We start from the raw sequence: 14,478 nt of genomic DNA, 5'->3' as shown, positions 1-14,478 counted from the left end.
GTAAAAACCGGGGCGGTTTTTTCAGCCGCAGGGGTGGCTTTACGAGCCGAGGGAAGCGAGAAAAGCCCACGCCTGCACGGAGCGTTTGCGGGGTGTTCTCCCGCAGGGTGGCAGGGCGCATATCGAAAAAGCATTGTCATCTCCGCCACGCCTGCCACCCGTAGGGCAAGAGCGATAGATTTCACTTTGCTGTGGTGTCAGTGACAGACGCAAGGGGTATCCCGACATCGCCGTCACCACCGTCATCACTGTCACCCGACTGCTTTGTGAGCGCAATCAGCCTGCCCTCTTTCTTCCTGCGGTACGCATACCCGATATGGTTGTCCGCTAAGAAAGTCGTGCGATACTCATTGAGCCACTTGGTAATGACGGTGGGTGGGGTGTCTGTTTCTTTCATCGCCGCCAGAAGCTCCGTGGCTGTGCCGCACCAGTTTTCTTTGTCCTGCATGAACTCTACGAGCCGAAAAAGGACAGGCGGTATGCTTTCCCTCGCAAGCTGCTCCTGACCTTTTCGCTCCACCATCTCCCAACTGCACTCCCTGAAACGCAGGACAAACTCCTGATACTCAATATCCCTGCCCACACAGTAGAGCCTTGCGGTGTCGGACGCACGGGTTTCCTTTTCCAGTACAAAGGTAGCGTCTGCGCTCCCCGTCAGCCCTGTTGTCCCCGATACCTTGTTGAACACATCGCTGTCGTTCTGCTTGCGGATATGGTGGACAACGATGACCGCAAGGGAATGCCGGTCGGCAAACTCCTTAATCTGGGAAATATCCCCGTAATCACTGGCATAGGCGTTGTCTTTTGAGGCGGTGCGTACCTTCTGCAAGGTGTCAATCACAATGAGCCTGCTGTCGGGGTACTCCTTCAGATAGTCCTCCAACTGCACGATCAGCCCGTCCGTCAGCTTGCAGCTCGCCACAGCGAAGTGCAGGCGGCTGTCCGCCTCGTCTGTCAGACGAAAAAGCCTGTCCTGTATGCGGAAAAAGGTATCCTCCAGACAGAGGTACAGCACATCGCCTGCCCGTGTCTCCATCTCCCAGAAAGGCAGCCCCGCCGACACGCATAAGCAGAGTTTCAGCATGAGCCAGCTTTTGCCGATTTTCTGTGAGCCGCAGAACAGGATCAGCCCCGTGGGGATAAGACCGTCCACCACAAAGCGTGGCTTGTCAAGCGGCTGATAGAGCAAGGTATCTGCGTCCACCATGTTCAGCTTTTGCATGGGCGTCCTCCTTCCGCTTTCGTCTGGTTGTTGCATACTTGTCCATAGGCATTCGACCTCCTTAAAATTTTTATATCTCCGCCATAAGGACGGGGATATGTAAGCACAGCCATTCCATACAGTTCCACGCTTTCCCAAAGCGGCGTTGCCTCTGCCTATGCTGTGCATGGATTAAGCAATGGGTGCGCTCGTATCATGGCGGCACTGTCCGTTGCGGCAGGTATCCCTCTGGCGGCTGCTGTGAAATTTTCAAGGTACAGACGGGCAGACTTGCCCCCTACCTTACAGCCCGTGCGGATAGCCGATTTTGGACACTGTGTTCTGATTTTTTGAAAAAGAAAAGCACCTGCATATATCCGTTCTTTTCTCGGATAGTTGCAAGTGCTTGCCATCGGATAAATCCGTATTCAGTTGTATATGTTCTCTAACAGAAATTCACATCCGTGAAGCTCCCACAGGTTTTCACAAGCCCCGCCGCAAAGAACAGAACCAGCAGGCCGTACCCGATGGCTTTCAGTCCACCGTTGATGTTCGTCATCACGCTCCAGATCGCCCCGCCCTTGAAATTCTCCGGGCTTTGCGTCAGCAGTGTCCAGATCTCAGCCAGCTTGTCGCTCCAGGTCTGCAAGGCAGAATTTAGATTCTGTACGATCCAGTTATCACTCAAACAGTTTCACCTCCCATCCTGCAAAAGTGAACAGGGAGCCGGCATTTCGCATGGCTCCCCTTCTGGTCTCTTCTCCTATCCCATGATCAGGTCCAGGATCTCTTTTGCAAAAGTAATGATGATACCGCCTGCCAGTGTCAGAAATCCGTTTGCCCTCTGGCTCGGATCGTGGCTCTTTAAGGACAGGCCGACCTGCACGATACCAAATCCCAGCAGGATCAGGCCAATGGCACGGATTAGGGAAAAGATAAACGTGGACAGGTTATTGACTACGGTCAGCGGATCGCCTGCGGCATAAACGCAGGTCGCCCCAATGCAGATCGACAGTACCATGACTGCATACAGAGCAAACAGTTTCTTCTGCCCTCTCTTCATCTTCAGCGGTGCGGTCTCTTTCCTGGTTTCTGTGTGTTTCTTATTTTTCAGTAAATTCATTGGCATTCCTCCCATCAAAAAAGCTCCCCGATGATGTCCTCATCCAGAAGCAGTTCGTAATCGTCATATCTTGTTTCATCAAACATAAAATCGTCATGCGCCAGCGGTGCTTTCGCATAGTTGAACGGTCCGGCACCGCCGTCCTCGGTATACCGGATGTTGGGATGCTTCATCAGGTCATACTTGGCATCCAGTATGGGCCGCTCCCCACGGATAAACAGAAGGGCATTCTGGTTGTCCAGCATACGGACTTCATCCGGCTGTAACAGCTCCCTTCCGCTCTGCTGGAAGTTGGTGGAGTAGCTGCCGGATTTTCCTTTGGTCTGCCCGTAGGTATTGGTGTCTATGGTTTCTTTCCCCAGTAATTCTGATACATATTTGTGTGTCTCTTTTTCGTTGCCGCCCAGGTATAAAAACTCATCGCAATTGCCCACCAGACTTTCCCAGGAGTCCTTGAACAGAGCCTTTAGCTGGCTCATGTTCTGGATGATGATGCTGCAGTAAATGGAACGGGATCGGCAGGTTGCCAGGATCTTCTCAAACTCATTTGGCAGGGATACGTTTGGAAACTCATCCATGATGCAGTTGACCGGAACCGGGAGGGCACCGCCATGCACACGGTCTGCCATGTAATAAAGCGTCTGGAAAAGCTGGCTGTAGATCATGCCTACCAGATAATTCAAAGAGGTGTCTGCATCCGGGATACAGCAGAAAAGGGCAACTTTTCTTTCTCCCATGCTGGAAAGATCCAGTTCATCAGTATTGGTCAGCTTGGCGATCTGCGGCAGATTGAAGGCTGCCAGCCGGACACCTACACTGATCAGGATGGACTTGGCGGTCTTTCCAGAGACAAATTGTCAAGGACTTTTTAATCAAATTCACAAAAAATCCACAAAAAAGGTGCCAGAAGCACTGTATGGCTCCTGACACCTCGTTTAACAGCTTACATTTTTCCGTCCAGCAGGTCTTTGCAGAGATACGCATAGTCCGGCAGCTGGTTGATATATAGCTCCCAGCGCCGCTTGATTTCGGCCAATTCCAGCGGATCGGCGGCTTCCAGTGCATGATCGTTGCCCGTCATATATAAAACATCCGTAGCAACATCATCCAAACACCTGCCGCAGAGATCAGCAGCTGATTCTATCCTGATGCCAGTATCCACATAAAGTGGATTGACGCCAATCGTCAGCCAGACATAGCCTACCTTGTCCGACCAGAGCAGTTCAAAATCAGGGCTTTGCCGCAGATGTTCCGCAAAGACCTCCTTTACCCGCTCAATTTCATGTTTTTCTTTTTCTGTGTAAAGCATTTTCGTATCCTCCTTGACAAAAATTTTGGTGCGTACCATCATCAGTTTAGCACAAGGCGGCTTCGTTTATCAGTCTGTCACATCTGCTGAATTTCATTTTTGAGCATACGCTTGATTTTATCACTCATGGTTTCTGTGCTGGTATTGCTGAAATGGACATGAACCTTGTAGGTTGTCTTGCCGATTTTCTTTACCATCGCTGGCGTGTTTTCCGGCGCTCTGGACGCAGTAGCGGCGTCTGCCACCTGCATAGTACGGGGTTCTCTGTTCATGGCGCTCCTTTCTCCGAACGGGTCTGTGCCGCCCGGTAAAAAATCAATCGTGCTTACTGTTTACAATGTCTTTTGCTGCCTGTCGGGTAGCACCGGCATTTTCTTCCCGGAAATTCTTCCCGTCAAAGAGAATCGGCGCACACCGTTCCAGAATACGGTCATAGATACGGGCGTGGGCCAGATCAGGCGGGTTTTTCAGCTCGGACAGTTTCAAGTTTGTTGTGATAATCATGGGTCTGCGGCTGCGATAGCGGCTGTCGATGACGAAAAACATCTGCTCCATAGCATATTCGGTACTGCGCTCTACACCCAGATCGTCAATGATAAGCAGGTCGTACTCGTCAAAGCTGGCGATAAAGTCGGCCCTGTCCTCGGAAAACATTCCCGTCAGACGGTTCAGGATGGTGGGAAAGTTCGTCATCAGCACCGGCACATCCCGGTCAAGCAGGGCGTTGGCGATACAACCGGCGAAAAAGGACTTGCCAGTTCCCACATCCCCAAACAGAAGCAGGCCGGTGTTGTTCCTGTATGCCTCCTTCCAGTTCTCCACGTAGGCGCGGGCCTTGTCCATCAGGGGATTTTGGCCGTTGTCATTGGAAAATGTGTAGTCGTACAGATAACGGTCTTGCAAACCCTGTGCCTTCCGGCGCTTGATGCGCTCCATGCGGCGCTGCCGTTCCTCGGCGGCTTTGTGCTGTTCCTCGGCCTCCCGCTGACACTGGCAGATACAGCGGGGCATGAAGTAGCCGGGTTTCCCAAAGCATGGCACAACGGTCTGCCTCTGGCCGCCGCACTTTTTACAGTGAATGAGGCCGTCTGCCGGGTCTATGTACTCGTCCCCGGCCAGTTCCATACCGGCGGCTGCCTTGTCGATCAGCGCCCGGATTTCTGCGGTAATCTCCATCATACGGTTTCATCCTCCTTTACGCTGTAATCACGGTTGCGGGTGGGCGGGGCCGCCTTTTTCGCGTCCTCACCGGCCCAGCGCCGGATGGTGGCGGCATGGCTCTGATACCGCTTACCGGTAGAGGCCATGTATTCGGACAGCTTTTCGATGTACTGGCCCCATACAGTGGGAAAACTGGCCTGCAAGTCTGCCAGTTCCTCGTCCGTCAGGAAAACATTCTGGTAACGGCCATAGGCGCGGGCGCTCTCACTCTCTCTATTCTCTATACTCTTATCTCTAATATCTAATCTCTTATCTCTAATCTCTGGTGGACAAATGTCCCCCTGGCTATATGGTGGACAAATGTCCGCCCCGCCGGATGGGAGCAGTTTTTGACGCTTCAATCGCATACGCTCTTTCTTTTTCCGTTCCCCCTCGGTAGAGGATTGGCCGATCAGCAGTTGGATGTCGGTCATGTAGTAGGCCCCATCGGTCAAAATCTCCACAAGGCCAAATTCAAGGAACACCTTCAAGGCCCGTTCCACCGTCCCCACCTGATGGCGGGTAAAGGTGGCGATGGTCTGGGGCGTGTGGGGCAGATGGTCATTGAGCATGAGGATACCGCCGCTTTTGAGTGACATGAGGTACATTTTCAGCAGCAGATTGGAGTACAGCAGGCCATCCTGCATACTCTCCAAAATAACCATCGTTTCGCTGTTGTAGAAGTTTTCTTTCAGCTTGAGGTAGTAATATTTTCGATTGTCTGACATAGGTTTCCTCCTTGGGGTTTCTCTTGGGATTCTGTACGCATTTTAAGGCCGTTTTAGGGGTCGGAGGATAAATCTATCAGCCTGCCTTTGACACCCTCGAAAAAATCCTTGATTTACAAGGGTTTTTCAGCCCCTAAAGCGTGACATTTCTCCCGTTGTTTCCGCTTGCGCTTTGCAGCGTTGATCCGCTTCATGCGTGCGGCACATTCCGGGCAGTATTTGGCCCGGTTGGAACCGGGGGTAAACAGCGCCCCGCATACGGCGCATTTCTTCGCATTCATCCGGTGGAACAGCGCCGTTTCCAGTTCCTTATCCTGCGGCAATACCGCCGTCCGAAACCACCTGCACAACAGGGAGTAGGAAATAGACTGGACACAGACACATTCCTCCCCATCGTCCAGGGCGATACAGTTTCCGTCGATGTAGTTACAGCACTCATGCACCAGCCTCCGCACTCTGCGGTACTGGCGGTAATCCATGACTGGGATAGGTTCAGACTTATTGTTCTTCATAAATGATTTCTTTCATAAAGCCGGTAACCTCCTTGAATGAATTTATTATTAAATATTCGTGCAAAGTATTGTTTTCTTCGTGCAAATGGCATATACTATAATTGCCAGCAGAAAGGGGTTGATCGTATGGCTGGAAATACCACAAACATCAGTATCCGCATGGACGCAGATTTGAAAGCACAGGCGGACGCACTGTTTACTGAACTTGGCATGAACCTGACTACGGCGTTTAACATCTTTGTGCGTCAGTCGCTTCGTGAAGGCGGCATTCCCTTTGAAGTAAGGCTGGAACAGCCGAACAAAGAAACGGTTGCTGCCATGCTGGAAGCGGAAAGGATTGCAAAAGACCCGTCTGTAAAGGGCTACAATGACCTTGACGAGCTATTTGCTGACCTGAAAAGATGAAAGAAACCAAATATACCGTCAAGTACACGACCAGTTTCAAAAAGGACTACAAACGAGCCATAAAGCGTGGCTTGAAGATTGAGCTGCTGGAGCAGGTCGTAGCGTTGCTGGCGATGGGCGAGCCGCTGCCGGATAAGAACCGTGACCATGACCTGTCCGGCGATTGGGCAGGCCATCGGGAATGTCACATTCTCCCGGACTGGCTGCTCATTTACCGTATCGAGGATGATGTGCTGGTGCTGACGCTTGCCCGCACCGGGTCGCACAGCGACTTGTTCGGCAAATAAACCATCTGCCGCCGTATGGGGAAACCTGTACGGCGGTTTTTCTGTGTGCAAAAGGGTGTCGTGAAACGCGACTCACCTGAAAGGGGTCGGCAAAGCGCCGTACCCTTTACCACTCCGGCCCCCGGTCGCGGGGCTTGTCCCGTTCCTGCCGGGCCAGTTGGTCGGCGGCCTTGCGGAGCCGTTCCACAGCTTTTAGCTCCTCCCGCATAGCTTTCATGTCGATGCTGTCCACCTGTTTCTGGGCGGTCAACAGGTCGATCTCACGCCGCCATTCCTTCGGGGTGATTTCCTCGCCGCTGGCTTTCAGTTCTTTCAGATACCGGGCCGCCGCGTCATAGAGGATCAGTTCCCGGCTGTGGCGCTGCTCGAACAGTTCCCGCTTCTCCGGCTTTACCCTGGCAAGCTGCTTGTGGACAGTCTTATACTCGTTGTACTGCGCCCACATCTCCCCGCGCTCGGTGAGGACAGCGATCCGGCGCTCAGCCTTGACGATCTCTCGCCGCAGGTCATAGTAACGGGTGTTCATATCTGCGATTTTTTCATGGAGCTGCTGCATGGATTGGATGCCGTTTGCCTGCAAAAAGCTGAACAGGGCGGCGCTCTCCTGTAAAGCCCGGATTTTGCCGGTGCGGGTGTCGGGCCGCTTGAGCTGCTGCTGGGCCTCCCACAAGTCAATCATGCTGGGCTGCTGGCCCTCCGGTTTTTCTGCTTCGGCTTTCGACCAGCGATAAAGACGGGTAATGCGGGCTTTGATTTCTTTCAGCAGCTTGTTGTCGGCAGCGATCTGCCGGTTTACTTCGCCCTTGTCTGTGCGGATGCCGCGCTTCTCCATCTGGCTGGCCGCTGGCCCCAGATGGACAGAGGGGATTTTATCAATGCCCTGCCGCTTGTAGCTGCGGTGGTCAATACGCTCCGGTCTACCGGCAGATTCCAGCACCCGGTTGGTGTAGGCCGCCCACGCTGCCCTCCAAATCTCCACATTCCCTTTATCGTTCCAGTCGGTCGTATCCTCCCGATGATTTTTCCAGCCGCCTTTTCCATCCGGGATACGCTGTCCATTCTCGTCCAGATCGTATGCCTTGCGGCACTTTGCGCCCCACTGTCCATTTTCTTTCAGAGGCCGGAGCGTCAGCATGATATGGACATGGGGGTTGCCGGTTCCCTTGTCATGGATAGCAAAGTCGGCGCACATTCCTTTGTCTACAAAGTTGTCCTTCACATAGGCGCGCACAAGGGCAAGCTGTTGTTCGCCGGACAGTTCACGGGGCAGGGCTGCTTCGATCTCGCGGGCAAGCTGGCTGTCCCTGGCTTTCTCGATTTGCTCCACACTGTTCCAGAGGGTGGAGCGGTCTGCAAACTCTGGCGGGGCGTGGGCGGGCAGCATGATCTCCGCATGGACAACGCCGCCCTTCCGGGTGTAATCATGGGTCAGGCCGTCCCATTCATTCGTCAGTTTGGTTCCGCTTCGGTAGGCGGCTGCGGCAACAGCGGAACGGCCCTCGCTGCGCTTGATGATACTGACGGGAATATGGCAAAAATCTATGAGTGGCACCTCCTTTCGGTGGGGATATTTCAGGCTCCGTGGAGCCGAACAAACGCGAAGCGGGTGTTTGGCTGCGCGGGGCGCACAAGGGGTTTGGGGAGTGTAGCGCCCCATCGCGGACGAAGTACGCAACAGCCCCCGGCAGGGCGCACAGCACCGGCAACGGTGTATAAGTGCGCCCTTGTAAACAAGGGACTTATGGCGTGTCCCCGGATTTTGGCAGGTTTGCAGTCAATTCCGCAGCCCCCGGAAGATGGGACAGGGCAATCAGGAACGCTTTAATCTCTGCGCCGGGAAGGTCGGGGGCCAGAGGGAAAATGCCCTCCAAAACGGCCCCACGCTCAATCAGGCGGCGGGTGCGGGCCTTGCGTTCCTCGTTCCGCTGCTTGTTCTCCAAAATCTTCTGGCGGTTCTCAAGCTGCCGAATCTCCTTCAGGACTTTCTCCCGTTCTTCTTTTTGGGGGTGGGCTGTAATTTTTTCGTTCATGTCAGGCACCTCTTTTCTTTGGAAATACTCATAGATTGACCGTCCATTTCTGACGCGCAAAGTACCGGTGCAGCCTCCGCAGTGCGGCATGGATGGATTTTCCCGCCTGTGATGGCGTGATACCCTCCATTGCGGCAATATCTTTCACTTTCATACCCAGCATATAGCGGGCATGGACACGGCGAGCCTGCATAGGCGGCAGGAAAGAAATGGCTTCGTACAATCGCCGTATCAGTTCTTCGTATTCGGCTAATTCTTCTTTTTCTATCAGGTAGTCCTCCGGCGATGGCTGCGCCCAGCCGATGGCGGCATTTTCGATTCCATCGTTACAATCGAGGGAATAAAACGCCTTATGCCGGAACATCTTGCGATCTCTGGCGGCCTCGGCTCTCTTGTCCAGAAGAAACGCTTCGACGATCTCATCGGACACCTCACAAAAATGTCCTCTTTGCAAAATGGATAATATTGTTTGAGATTGATGGTCTGCATAGGCACGCCCTCACTCTGTTTGAAAAAGGTCAGCATAGCAGCGGCGCATATTTCGCAGACCACGATGGATGGCAACGCTGACCTTGCTGCTGTGGACGCCCTCTCTCCGAGAGATTTCCGGCTGCTTGATACCAGCAATATAGTAGGCGTGACCACGGCGTGCTTGTGTCGGAGTGGCATGATCCATAGCCACCGGCAGAGCTGCTATCAGGCGCAGGCGGGTGGTCATTTCTTCTCGTTCCAGCAAAATATCTTCCGGCGATCTGCTGTGTTCCAGTGCGTAATTTTCCAGCCAGCTGTATGCGTCCAGAGAGTAGTAGGCGCTGTGGTAGACTTTCCGGCGCTCATAGTTCTCCATCTCCCGCTGGGCCTGATACATCGCTGCCCATACCTCGTCCGTAACATCCACAAACTTGTCATGCTGGTAGTGGGGATACATCCACCGCAGATTGATTGTTTTCATAGGCTTACCTCCTGAAAATCGGAGAGGCGGGCAGCTTGTCCGCTGTCCGCCTCCCGCTGGGATAAGGGAAACAATCCCTTTCACTTGGTAGCCCGAAAACAGGTCATTCGTGGGGTCTGTTTTCAAAAAAATCTTTGAAAATTTTTCTGACCGCGATAATGGAGTCCCGGACAGAATACTTTGAGCAGCCGCAAATCGTTCCAATCTCCGCGTAACTCAAACCTTCCAGGGCATAGAGCAGGAACCGGCGGCGCTGGGCCTCGGTGCAGGTGTCCAGGACGGCCATCAGCTCGCCCAGCGTTTCCATGCGGCAAAGGTATTCCTCCGGCGTTTCGCCGTAGGCTCCTACACCCTCGGTGGTAATGATGTACTCGTCAAACTCCCGGCCATCCCAATGCCGCCGCTGTTCATGGAACAGGTTCTCCGTTTTGTGATCGGCCCGGTCAAGAAATTCATAGACTTCCAGCGTAACCTCCACGGTCACAGCTTGTCCGTTATAATTGATGGTGACTTCCATCGGCCTTTCCTCCGTTCAGATTTTTGCGGGAAAATCTGAACGAGGTGGCGGGGAACGGCACCGGGGGCAAGGTTCGGGCCATGTTGGCCCGATGTTCCGGCCCCATAGGTATGAAAAAACGCCCGGACAGCATGAAGCTATTCGAGCGCAAAAAACACGGTATTCAGTTATATTGTGACAATTTTCGCACTGGCTGCCAGACGGGGCCTGTCCGGTGGCCGGGCTTTTTTTGACGGTAGTGAAATATCGTCTGAATTTGTCGGCGGTCAGTGTGCTTCATGGCGGCTCCCTCCTAAAGCCGCCGTGTCAACGTATGGGCGTCACTCCTTTGTTGAGGGCATAAGAAACGGCGGCCTTGATGTTACTCAAAACCGCCGCAGTACCCGGAAAATCCATTATGAGCGCACGAAGCTGCCTGCCCTGCAACGGTTTTTTTCTTTCCCCGTCTTGCGGGGCAGGATCGCTTGGCTTATTCGGTTTATTCCTGTGCAAATGCCTCTTGATTGCAAAAGTTATACCGCCCAACCCAGGCTCTCTTGCTGGATATGGAACAACTTATGATACAGGCCGTTTTTCTTCATCAGTTTCTCATGGGTTCCATATTCTACCAACTTTCCGTTATCAAGGACAAGAATTTGGTCGGCGTCCACCACAGTACGAAGCCGGTGGGCAATCATAATGACTGTCTTTCCCTCCACCAGTTTTGCAATCGCTTTCTGCACAAGAACCTCATTCTCCGGGTCAAGGGATGCTGTTGCCTCGTCAAGCAGAATAATGGGAGCGTTTTTCAACAAGGCGCGGGCGATGGAAATACGCTGGCGCTCACCGCCGGAAAGAGTGCTGCCGTTCTCACCGAGAACCGTCTGATACCCGTCCGGCATCTCCCGGACAAATTCATCACAATAGGCGGCTTTGGCAGCAGCAATTACCTGATCGTCTGTTGCGTTTGGATTGCCAAGACGGATATTATTCATAACCGTATCATTGAACAGGGTCACATCCTGGAACACGAAGGACATATAAGACATGAGGCTTTCCGGCTCCATACTCTTGATGTCTTTGCCGCCCACGGTGATCTTGCCCTGCTGAACATCCCAAAACCGGGCAATCAGTTTGGAAATCGTGCTTTTACCGGAACCGGACGGCCCAACGAGGGCAGTCACGCTCCCTTGGGGGATTTTGCAGGAAACATCTTTGATGACATCTTCCTGATTGTAGGCAAAAGTCACATGGGAAAGTTCAATATCGCAGGTCGGAACCGTTTTCCCGTCACCGTCCATTGCAGGAGTGGTGAGCAGGGTACGCATACGACTTGTAACTACATTCAAATTCAGTAACGAGGACAAATTCGCCAGGATTGCCAAAATAGGGCCATAAATCCGCGTGACCATCAGCAGGAACATGAGCAAAGGCAGCAGTTCAATTTGTCCACTGGTCAGGAGGATAGCGCTGACAAAGATTGTAATGCCAATACCTGCCTGCAAAATCATGCTGGCGCTGGACATAAACACGCCGACAGCCATTTCTACCTTGATGGCGATCTTTTTCATCGCCAGTAGAGCTTTATCCAACGCGCTGAAATGAGAGCCGGACAGCCCGCAGGACTTGATGATCTTCATGCCTTCCAAGTATTCCTGTACCTGGTCAGAAGCAGCCAGTTTTGCGTCAACCTGCTTTTCAAAGAGTTTCTTTTGATGGTTCCGGCTGAGCCAGATAATGAGGAAGGCAATCGGAACCGTGATGAATACGCACAGAGCAAGCCGCCAGTCAAAGAAGGCCAGCAGGATGCAGGTCAAGGTCACCGTGATGCCGTTTGCAATCAGCGGAGGGATCGTGCTGCTGAGCAGGGACTCCATGCTGCTGCAATCTGCCATCATATTCGTGGTCAGTTCGGAAAGGTCCTTGGTGTTAAAGAAATTCATAGGGAGTTTCCGAAGATGCTCCGCAATCCGCAGCCGGGTCGTATTCGACTCCTTATACGAGGCAATATAGGTTTTGCGGTAATCGTTTTTGGCGGCCAGAAATACCAGGATGGCCGAAACAATACCTGCGCCCCACAGCATCCAGATATGGTTCCACTGAATGGAGCCGCCACTGACAAAGGGTGTCAGAATTTCACTGAAAATCATAACAGTTACACAGAACGGCAGAAGCATAGCCAGGTTCGTCAATGTGCAGGCGAAGATTGCTGTTTTCAGATCTGCGTAACCCTTGTCTGATAAAAAGAGAGCTTTTTGTAATCTGCTCATAGTTACACCGCCTTTCCGCTGACTTTCCAGCCAATCGCTTCTGTATAGTGGTTCCACATCTGTGCATAGCGTCCGCCTGCGGTCACCAGCTCGTCATGTTTTCCTTCTTCGACCAGGTGTCCTTTCTCCATGACGATGATCTTATCTGCATTGCGGATCGTGGAGAGGCGGTGTGCGATGATGATAACTGTCTTACCCTGCATCAGCTTTTCAAAGGCTTTCTGGATTAGGTATTCATTCTCAGGGTCGCTGAACGCCGTTGCCTCATCCAGAACGATGATAGGCGAGTCTTTGATAATGGCCCGCGCAATGGCAATCCGCTGACGCTCACCGCCAGAGAGATGGATGCCTTTGGAGCCGACCACCGTGTGATACCCGTTGGGCAGTTTGGAGATGAACTCGTGGCACTGCGCTGCTTTCGCTGCCGCAATCACTTGTTCCTCACTGGCCGAAGGGTTGCCCATACGGATATTATCCAAGATACTCTGCTTGAACAGGAAAATATCCTGGAACACAAAGCTGACATGGCGCATCAGGTCATCCTCCGCCATATCGCGCACATCTACACCGCCGATGGTAATGCTGCCGGAAGATACATCCCAAAAACGAGAAATTAGATTGGCAATCGTACTCTTGCCACCGCCGGACGGCCCAACAATGGCTGTAATTTGACCCTGCTTTGCAACAAAGGAAACATCCTCCAGCGCCTTTTCGTGTGTGTCTCCCGTGTAGGAAAAGCTGACATTCTTGAAAGCAACATCATCATTGGTGGGTTTCTTGGGATGGCTCGTTTCTGGCATTTCAGGAATATTTAGAATTTCATCCATACGCGCCACATTCCCATCAATCTGCATGAACGACTCGGAGATATACATGATCTTGTTCAACACACCGGAAATTGCGGGTACAAAGAGCAGATAGAAAATGAAGGTCATGGCAAACCCAGCAAAATCATCCGACCTGGAGCCGATTAAAATTCCGACAGGTACAAGGATCAGATAAACATTATTGATGATTGTGGTGAAGGCGGGCATACAGTTCTGCCAGCCCAGGGAAAATTTCAGGACCCACTCTGTATATCCGGTAATCGCTTCTTTGAGCTTTTTGAAAGAGGATGCCGTCTGGTTAAATGCCTTCACAACCGACATTCCACGAACATACTCCACAGAAGCGTTGTTCATTTCCTCCATGGCTTTTTGATACTTGCCCATGTTTTCTTTCATCTCGCCGCTGCCAAAGCCAATAAACTCCGCAACAAATGCCAGAACGATACCGACCAAAGAGGCAAGCCCGAACCGCCAATCAACGGCCAGTAAAATGATGACCATGACAATGGGGGCTGTGACAGACGCCACGAAATCCGGGAATTGATGGGCAATGAACCCTTCCACACTCTCTATATTCTCATCCATGATTTTACGCAGGCGGCCACTGCCAATCGTCAGATGATACCCCAACGGGATTTTTGTAATATGATCTGCAAAAAGAACTTTTAACTCGTACAGTGTTCCGAAAGCTGCCATGTGAGAGCTGAAAATAGCCAGAAAGTACAGCAGGATATTCGCCACAATTCCGGCCAATGCCAGCCAGCCATAATTCATGACCATTCCCATATCCAGTTGGTCAAGGTTCGGGAAAACACCGATAATCGAGCGGATCATAAAATATACCGCTATGTACGGGATGAACGAAGCAATAGCCGCCAGTGACGAAAGAACCGCAGCTAAAAATACAAGGCCCTTTCTGTCAGAAGCCAATTCCATGCATCGTGCCAAACCCGTCTTTGGTTTTGCCTGTTTTGACTTTGCGTTTGACATAGCATAAACCCTCCTTAAAATGTGAAATGGTGAGGTTAGTAACTTCTAACCTCACCATTCATTTTATCAACCTTTGAAATTGCTTGCTACTCCATATCTCTTGCACAAGGCAAAAAATCGCCCAAAGCTACCAAACAGTTAGCTTTGT

At 52.1% G+C, this 14,478-nt stretch carries 15 protein-coding genes and 3 pseudogenes; 2 read left to right on the top strand and 16 right to left on the bottom strand.

What is annotated here, in order from left to right; genetic code table 11:
* Positions 1-181: 181 nt before the first annotated feature.
* From CCU_RS02020 to CCU_RS01980, 9 genes and pseudogenes are all read right to left on the bottom strand, one after another.
* Positions 182-1,222, bottom strand: coding sequence for an AAA family ATPase (locus CCU_RS02020; protein WP_015533375.1), 1,041 nt, complete (start codon positions 1,220-1,222; stop codon positions 182-184).
* Between the two features lie 436 nt (positions 1,223-1,658).
* Positions 1,659-1,889, bottom strand: a pseudogene (locus tag CCU_RS02015) (hypothetical protein); the annotation flags it as partial.
* 75 nt (positions 1,890-1,964) lie between these two features.
* On the bottom strand, positions 1,965-2,339 hold the full coding sequence (locus CCU_RS02010; protein WP_015533374.1) for a hypothetical protein: 375 nt from the start codon (positions 2,337-2,339) through the stop codon (positions 1,965-1,967).
* A 115-nt stretch (positions 2,340-2,454) separates the two neighbouring features.
* Positions 2,455-3,172 (bottom strand): annotated as a pseudogene (locus CCU_RS02005) (VirD4-like conjugal transfer protein, CD1115 family); the annotation flags it as partial.
* Positions 3,173-3,267: 95 nt separating this feature from the next.
* A complete protein-coding gene (locus CCU_RS02000) occupies positions 3,268-3,633 on the bottom strand; it encodes a hypothetical protein (protein WP_015528457.1) in 366 nt (121 codons plus the stop codon).
* A 77-nt stretch (positions 3,634-3,710) separates the two neighbouring features.
* Complete coding sequence (locus CCU_RS01995) at positions 3,711-3,884, bottom strand: transposon-encoded TnpW family protein (RefSeq protein ID WP_005924807.1); 174 nt, start codon at positions 3,882-3,884, stop codon at positions 3,711-3,713.
* Between the two features lie 64 nt (positions 3,885-3,948).
* Positions 3,949-4,812 carry an ATP-binding protein gene (locus tag CCU_RS01990; protein ID WP_015533370.1) on the bottom strand — a complete coding sequence of 288 codons (864 nt, stop codon included), beginning with the start codon at positions 4,810-4,812 and terminating at the stop codon, positions 3,949-3,951.
* Positions 4,809-5,561: a phage replisome organizer N-terminal domain-containing protein gene (locus CCU_RS01985; RefSeq protein WP_015533369.1), complete on the bottom strand. Its 753-nt coding sequence runs from the start codon at positions 5,559-5,561 to the stop codon at positions 4,809-4,811. Before CCU_RS01985 ends, CCU_RS01990 begins: the two co-directional genes overlap by 4 nt.
* 113 nt (positions 5,562-5,674) lie before the next feature.
* A complete protein-coding gene (locus CCU_RS01980) occupies positions 5,675-6,073 on the bottom strand; it encodes a cysteine-rich VLP domain-containing protein (protein WP_015533368.1) in 399 nt (132 codons plus the stop codon).
* A 126-nt stretch (positions 6,074-6,199) separates the two neighbouring features.
* On the opposite strand from CCU_RS01980, the gene CCU_RS01975 reads away from it, so the two are divergent.
* Positions 6,200-6,478: a type II toxin-antitoxin system RelB/DinJ family antitoxin gene (locus CCU_RS01975; RefSeq protein ID WP_005924829.1), complete on the top strand. Its 279-nt coding sequence runs from the start codon at positions 6,200-6,202 to the stop codon at positions 6,476-6,478.
* On the top strand, positions 6,475-6,765 hold the full coding sequence (locus CCU_RS01970) for a type II toxin-antitoxin system YafQ family toxin (RefSeq protein WP_015533367.1): 291 nt from the start codon (positions 6,475-6,477) through the stop codon (positions 6,763-6,765). Before CCU_RS01975 ends, CCU_RS01970 begins: the two co-directional genes overlap by 4 nt.
* Positions 6,766-6,871: 106 nt before the next feature.
* On the opposite strand, the gene mobQ is transcribed toward CCU_RS01970, so the two are convergent.
* The 7 genes and pseudogenes from mobQ to CCU_RS01935 all read right to left on the bottom strand — a co-directional run bounded on the left by mobQ (position 6,872) and on the right by CCU_RS01935 (position 14,330).
* Entirely contained in the window at positions 6,872-8,422 is a 1,551-nt protein-coding gene (mobQ, locus tag CCU_RS01965) for a MobQ family relaxase (protein ID WP_015533366.1), read from the bottom strand.
* A gap of 82 nt (positions 8,423-8,504) precedes the next feature.
* The gene (locus tag CCU_RS01960; protein WP_015533365.1) at positions 8,505-8,795 is read right to left on the bottom strand and encodes a DUF3847 domain-containing protein; all 291 of its coding nucleotides are present in this window, start codon (positions 8,793-8,795) and stop codon (positions 8,505-8,507) included.
* A gap of 28 nt (positions 8,796-8,823) precedes the next feature.
* Positions 8,824-9,284: pseudogene (locus CCU_RS01955) on the bottom strand (RNA polymerase sigma factor).
* Positions 9,285-9,294: 10 nt separating this feature from the next.
* Entirely contained in the window at positions 9,295-9,747 is a 453-nt protein-coding gene (locus CCU_RS01950; protein WP_015533364.1) for a hypothetical protein, read from the bottom strand.
* Between the two features lie 103 nt (positions 9,748-9,850).
* Positions 9,851-10,264: an RNA polymerase sigma factor gene (locus tag CCU_RS01945; RefSeq protein ID WP_015533363.1), complete on the bottom strand. Its 414-nt coding sequence runs from the start codon at positions 10,262-10,264 to the stop codon at positions 9,851-9,853.
* A gap of 512 nt (positions 10,265-10,776) precedes the next feature.
* Entirely contained in the window at positions 10,777-12,513 is a 1,737-nt protein-coding gene (locus CCU_RS01940; protein ID WP_015533362.1) for an ABC transporter ATP-binding protein, read from the bottom strand.
* 2 nt (positions 12,514-12,515) lie between these two features.
* Positions 12,516-14,330, bottom strand: coding sequence for an ABC transporter ATP-binding protein (locus CCU_RS01935; RefSeq protein ID WP_015533361.1), 1,815 nt, complete (start codon positions 14,328-14,330; stop codon positions 12,516-12,518).
* Positions 14,331-14,478: the final 148 nt, after the last annotated feature.

This window comes from Coprococcus sp. ART55/1 (assembly GCF_000210595.1).
In the GTDB taxonomy this organism is placed as follows: domain Bacteria; phylum Bacillota; class Clostridia; order Lachnospirales; family Lachnospiraceae; genus Coprococcus; species Coprococcus aceti.
This window is presented reverse-complemented; position numbering and strand designations above follow the sequence as displayed.

Bases quoted from the DNA above. Each gene is read 5' to 3' on its own strand.
- CCU_RS02020 (WP_015533375.1), bottom strand. From the start codon at position 1,222: ATGCAAAAGCTGAACATGGTGGACGCAGATACCTTGCTCTATCAGCCG.
- CCU_RS02010 (WP_015533374.1), bottom strand. From the start codon at position 2,339: ATGGGAGGAATGCCAATGAATTTACTGAAAAATAAGAAACACACAGAA.
- CCU_RS02000 (WP_015528457.1), bottom strand. From the start codon at position 3,633: ATGCTTTACACAGAAAAAGAAAAACATGAAATTGAGCGGGTAAAGGAG.
- CCU_RS01995 (WP_005924807.1), bottom strand. From the start codon at position 3,884: ATGCAGGTGGCAGACGCCGCTACTGCGTCCAGAGCGCCGGAAAACACG.
- CCU_RS01990 (WP_015533370.1), bottom strand. From the start codon at position 4,812: ATGATGGAGATTACCGCAGAAATCCGGGCGCTGATCGACAAGGCAGCC.
- CCU_RS01985 (WP_015533369.1), bottom strand. From the start codon at position 5,561: ATGTCAGACAATCGAAAATATTACTACCTCAAGCTGAAAGAAAACTTC.
- CCU_RS01980 (WP_015533368.1), bottom strand. From the start codon at position 6,073: ATGAAGAACAATAAGTCTGAACCTATCCCAGTCATGGATTACCGCCAG.
- CCU_RS01975 (WP_005924829.1), top strand. From the start codon at position 6,200: ATGGCTGGAAATACCACAAACATCAGTATCCGCATGGACGCAGATTTG.
- CCU_RS01970 (WP_015533367.1), top strand. From the start codon at position 6,475: ATGAAAGAAACCAAATATACCGTCAAGTACACGACCAGTTTCAAAAAG.
- mobQ (WP_015533366.1), bottom strand. From the start codon at position 8,422: ATGGGGCGCTACACTCCCCAAACCCCTTGTGCGCCCCGCGCAGCCAAA.
- CCU_RS01960 (WP_015533365.1), bottom strand. From the start codon at position 8,795: ATGAACGAAAAAATTACAGCCCACCCCCAAAAAGAAGAACGGGAGAAA.
- CCU_RS01950 (WP_015533364.1), bottom strand. From the start codon at position 9,747: ATGAAAACAATCAATCTGCGGTGGATGTATCCCCACTACCAGCATGAC.
- CCU_RS01945 (WP_015533363.1), bottom strand. From the start codon at position 10,264: ATGGAAGTCACCATCAATTATAACGGACAAGCTGTGACCGTGGAGGTT.
- CCU_RS01940 (WP_015533362.1), bottom strand. From the start codon at position 12,513: ATGAGCAGATTACAAAAAGCTCTCTTTTTATCAGACAAGGGTTACGCA.
- CCU_RS01935 (WP_015533361.1), bottom strand. From the start codon at position 14,330: ATGTCAAACGCAAAGTCAAAACAGGCAAAACCAAAGACGGGTTTGGCA.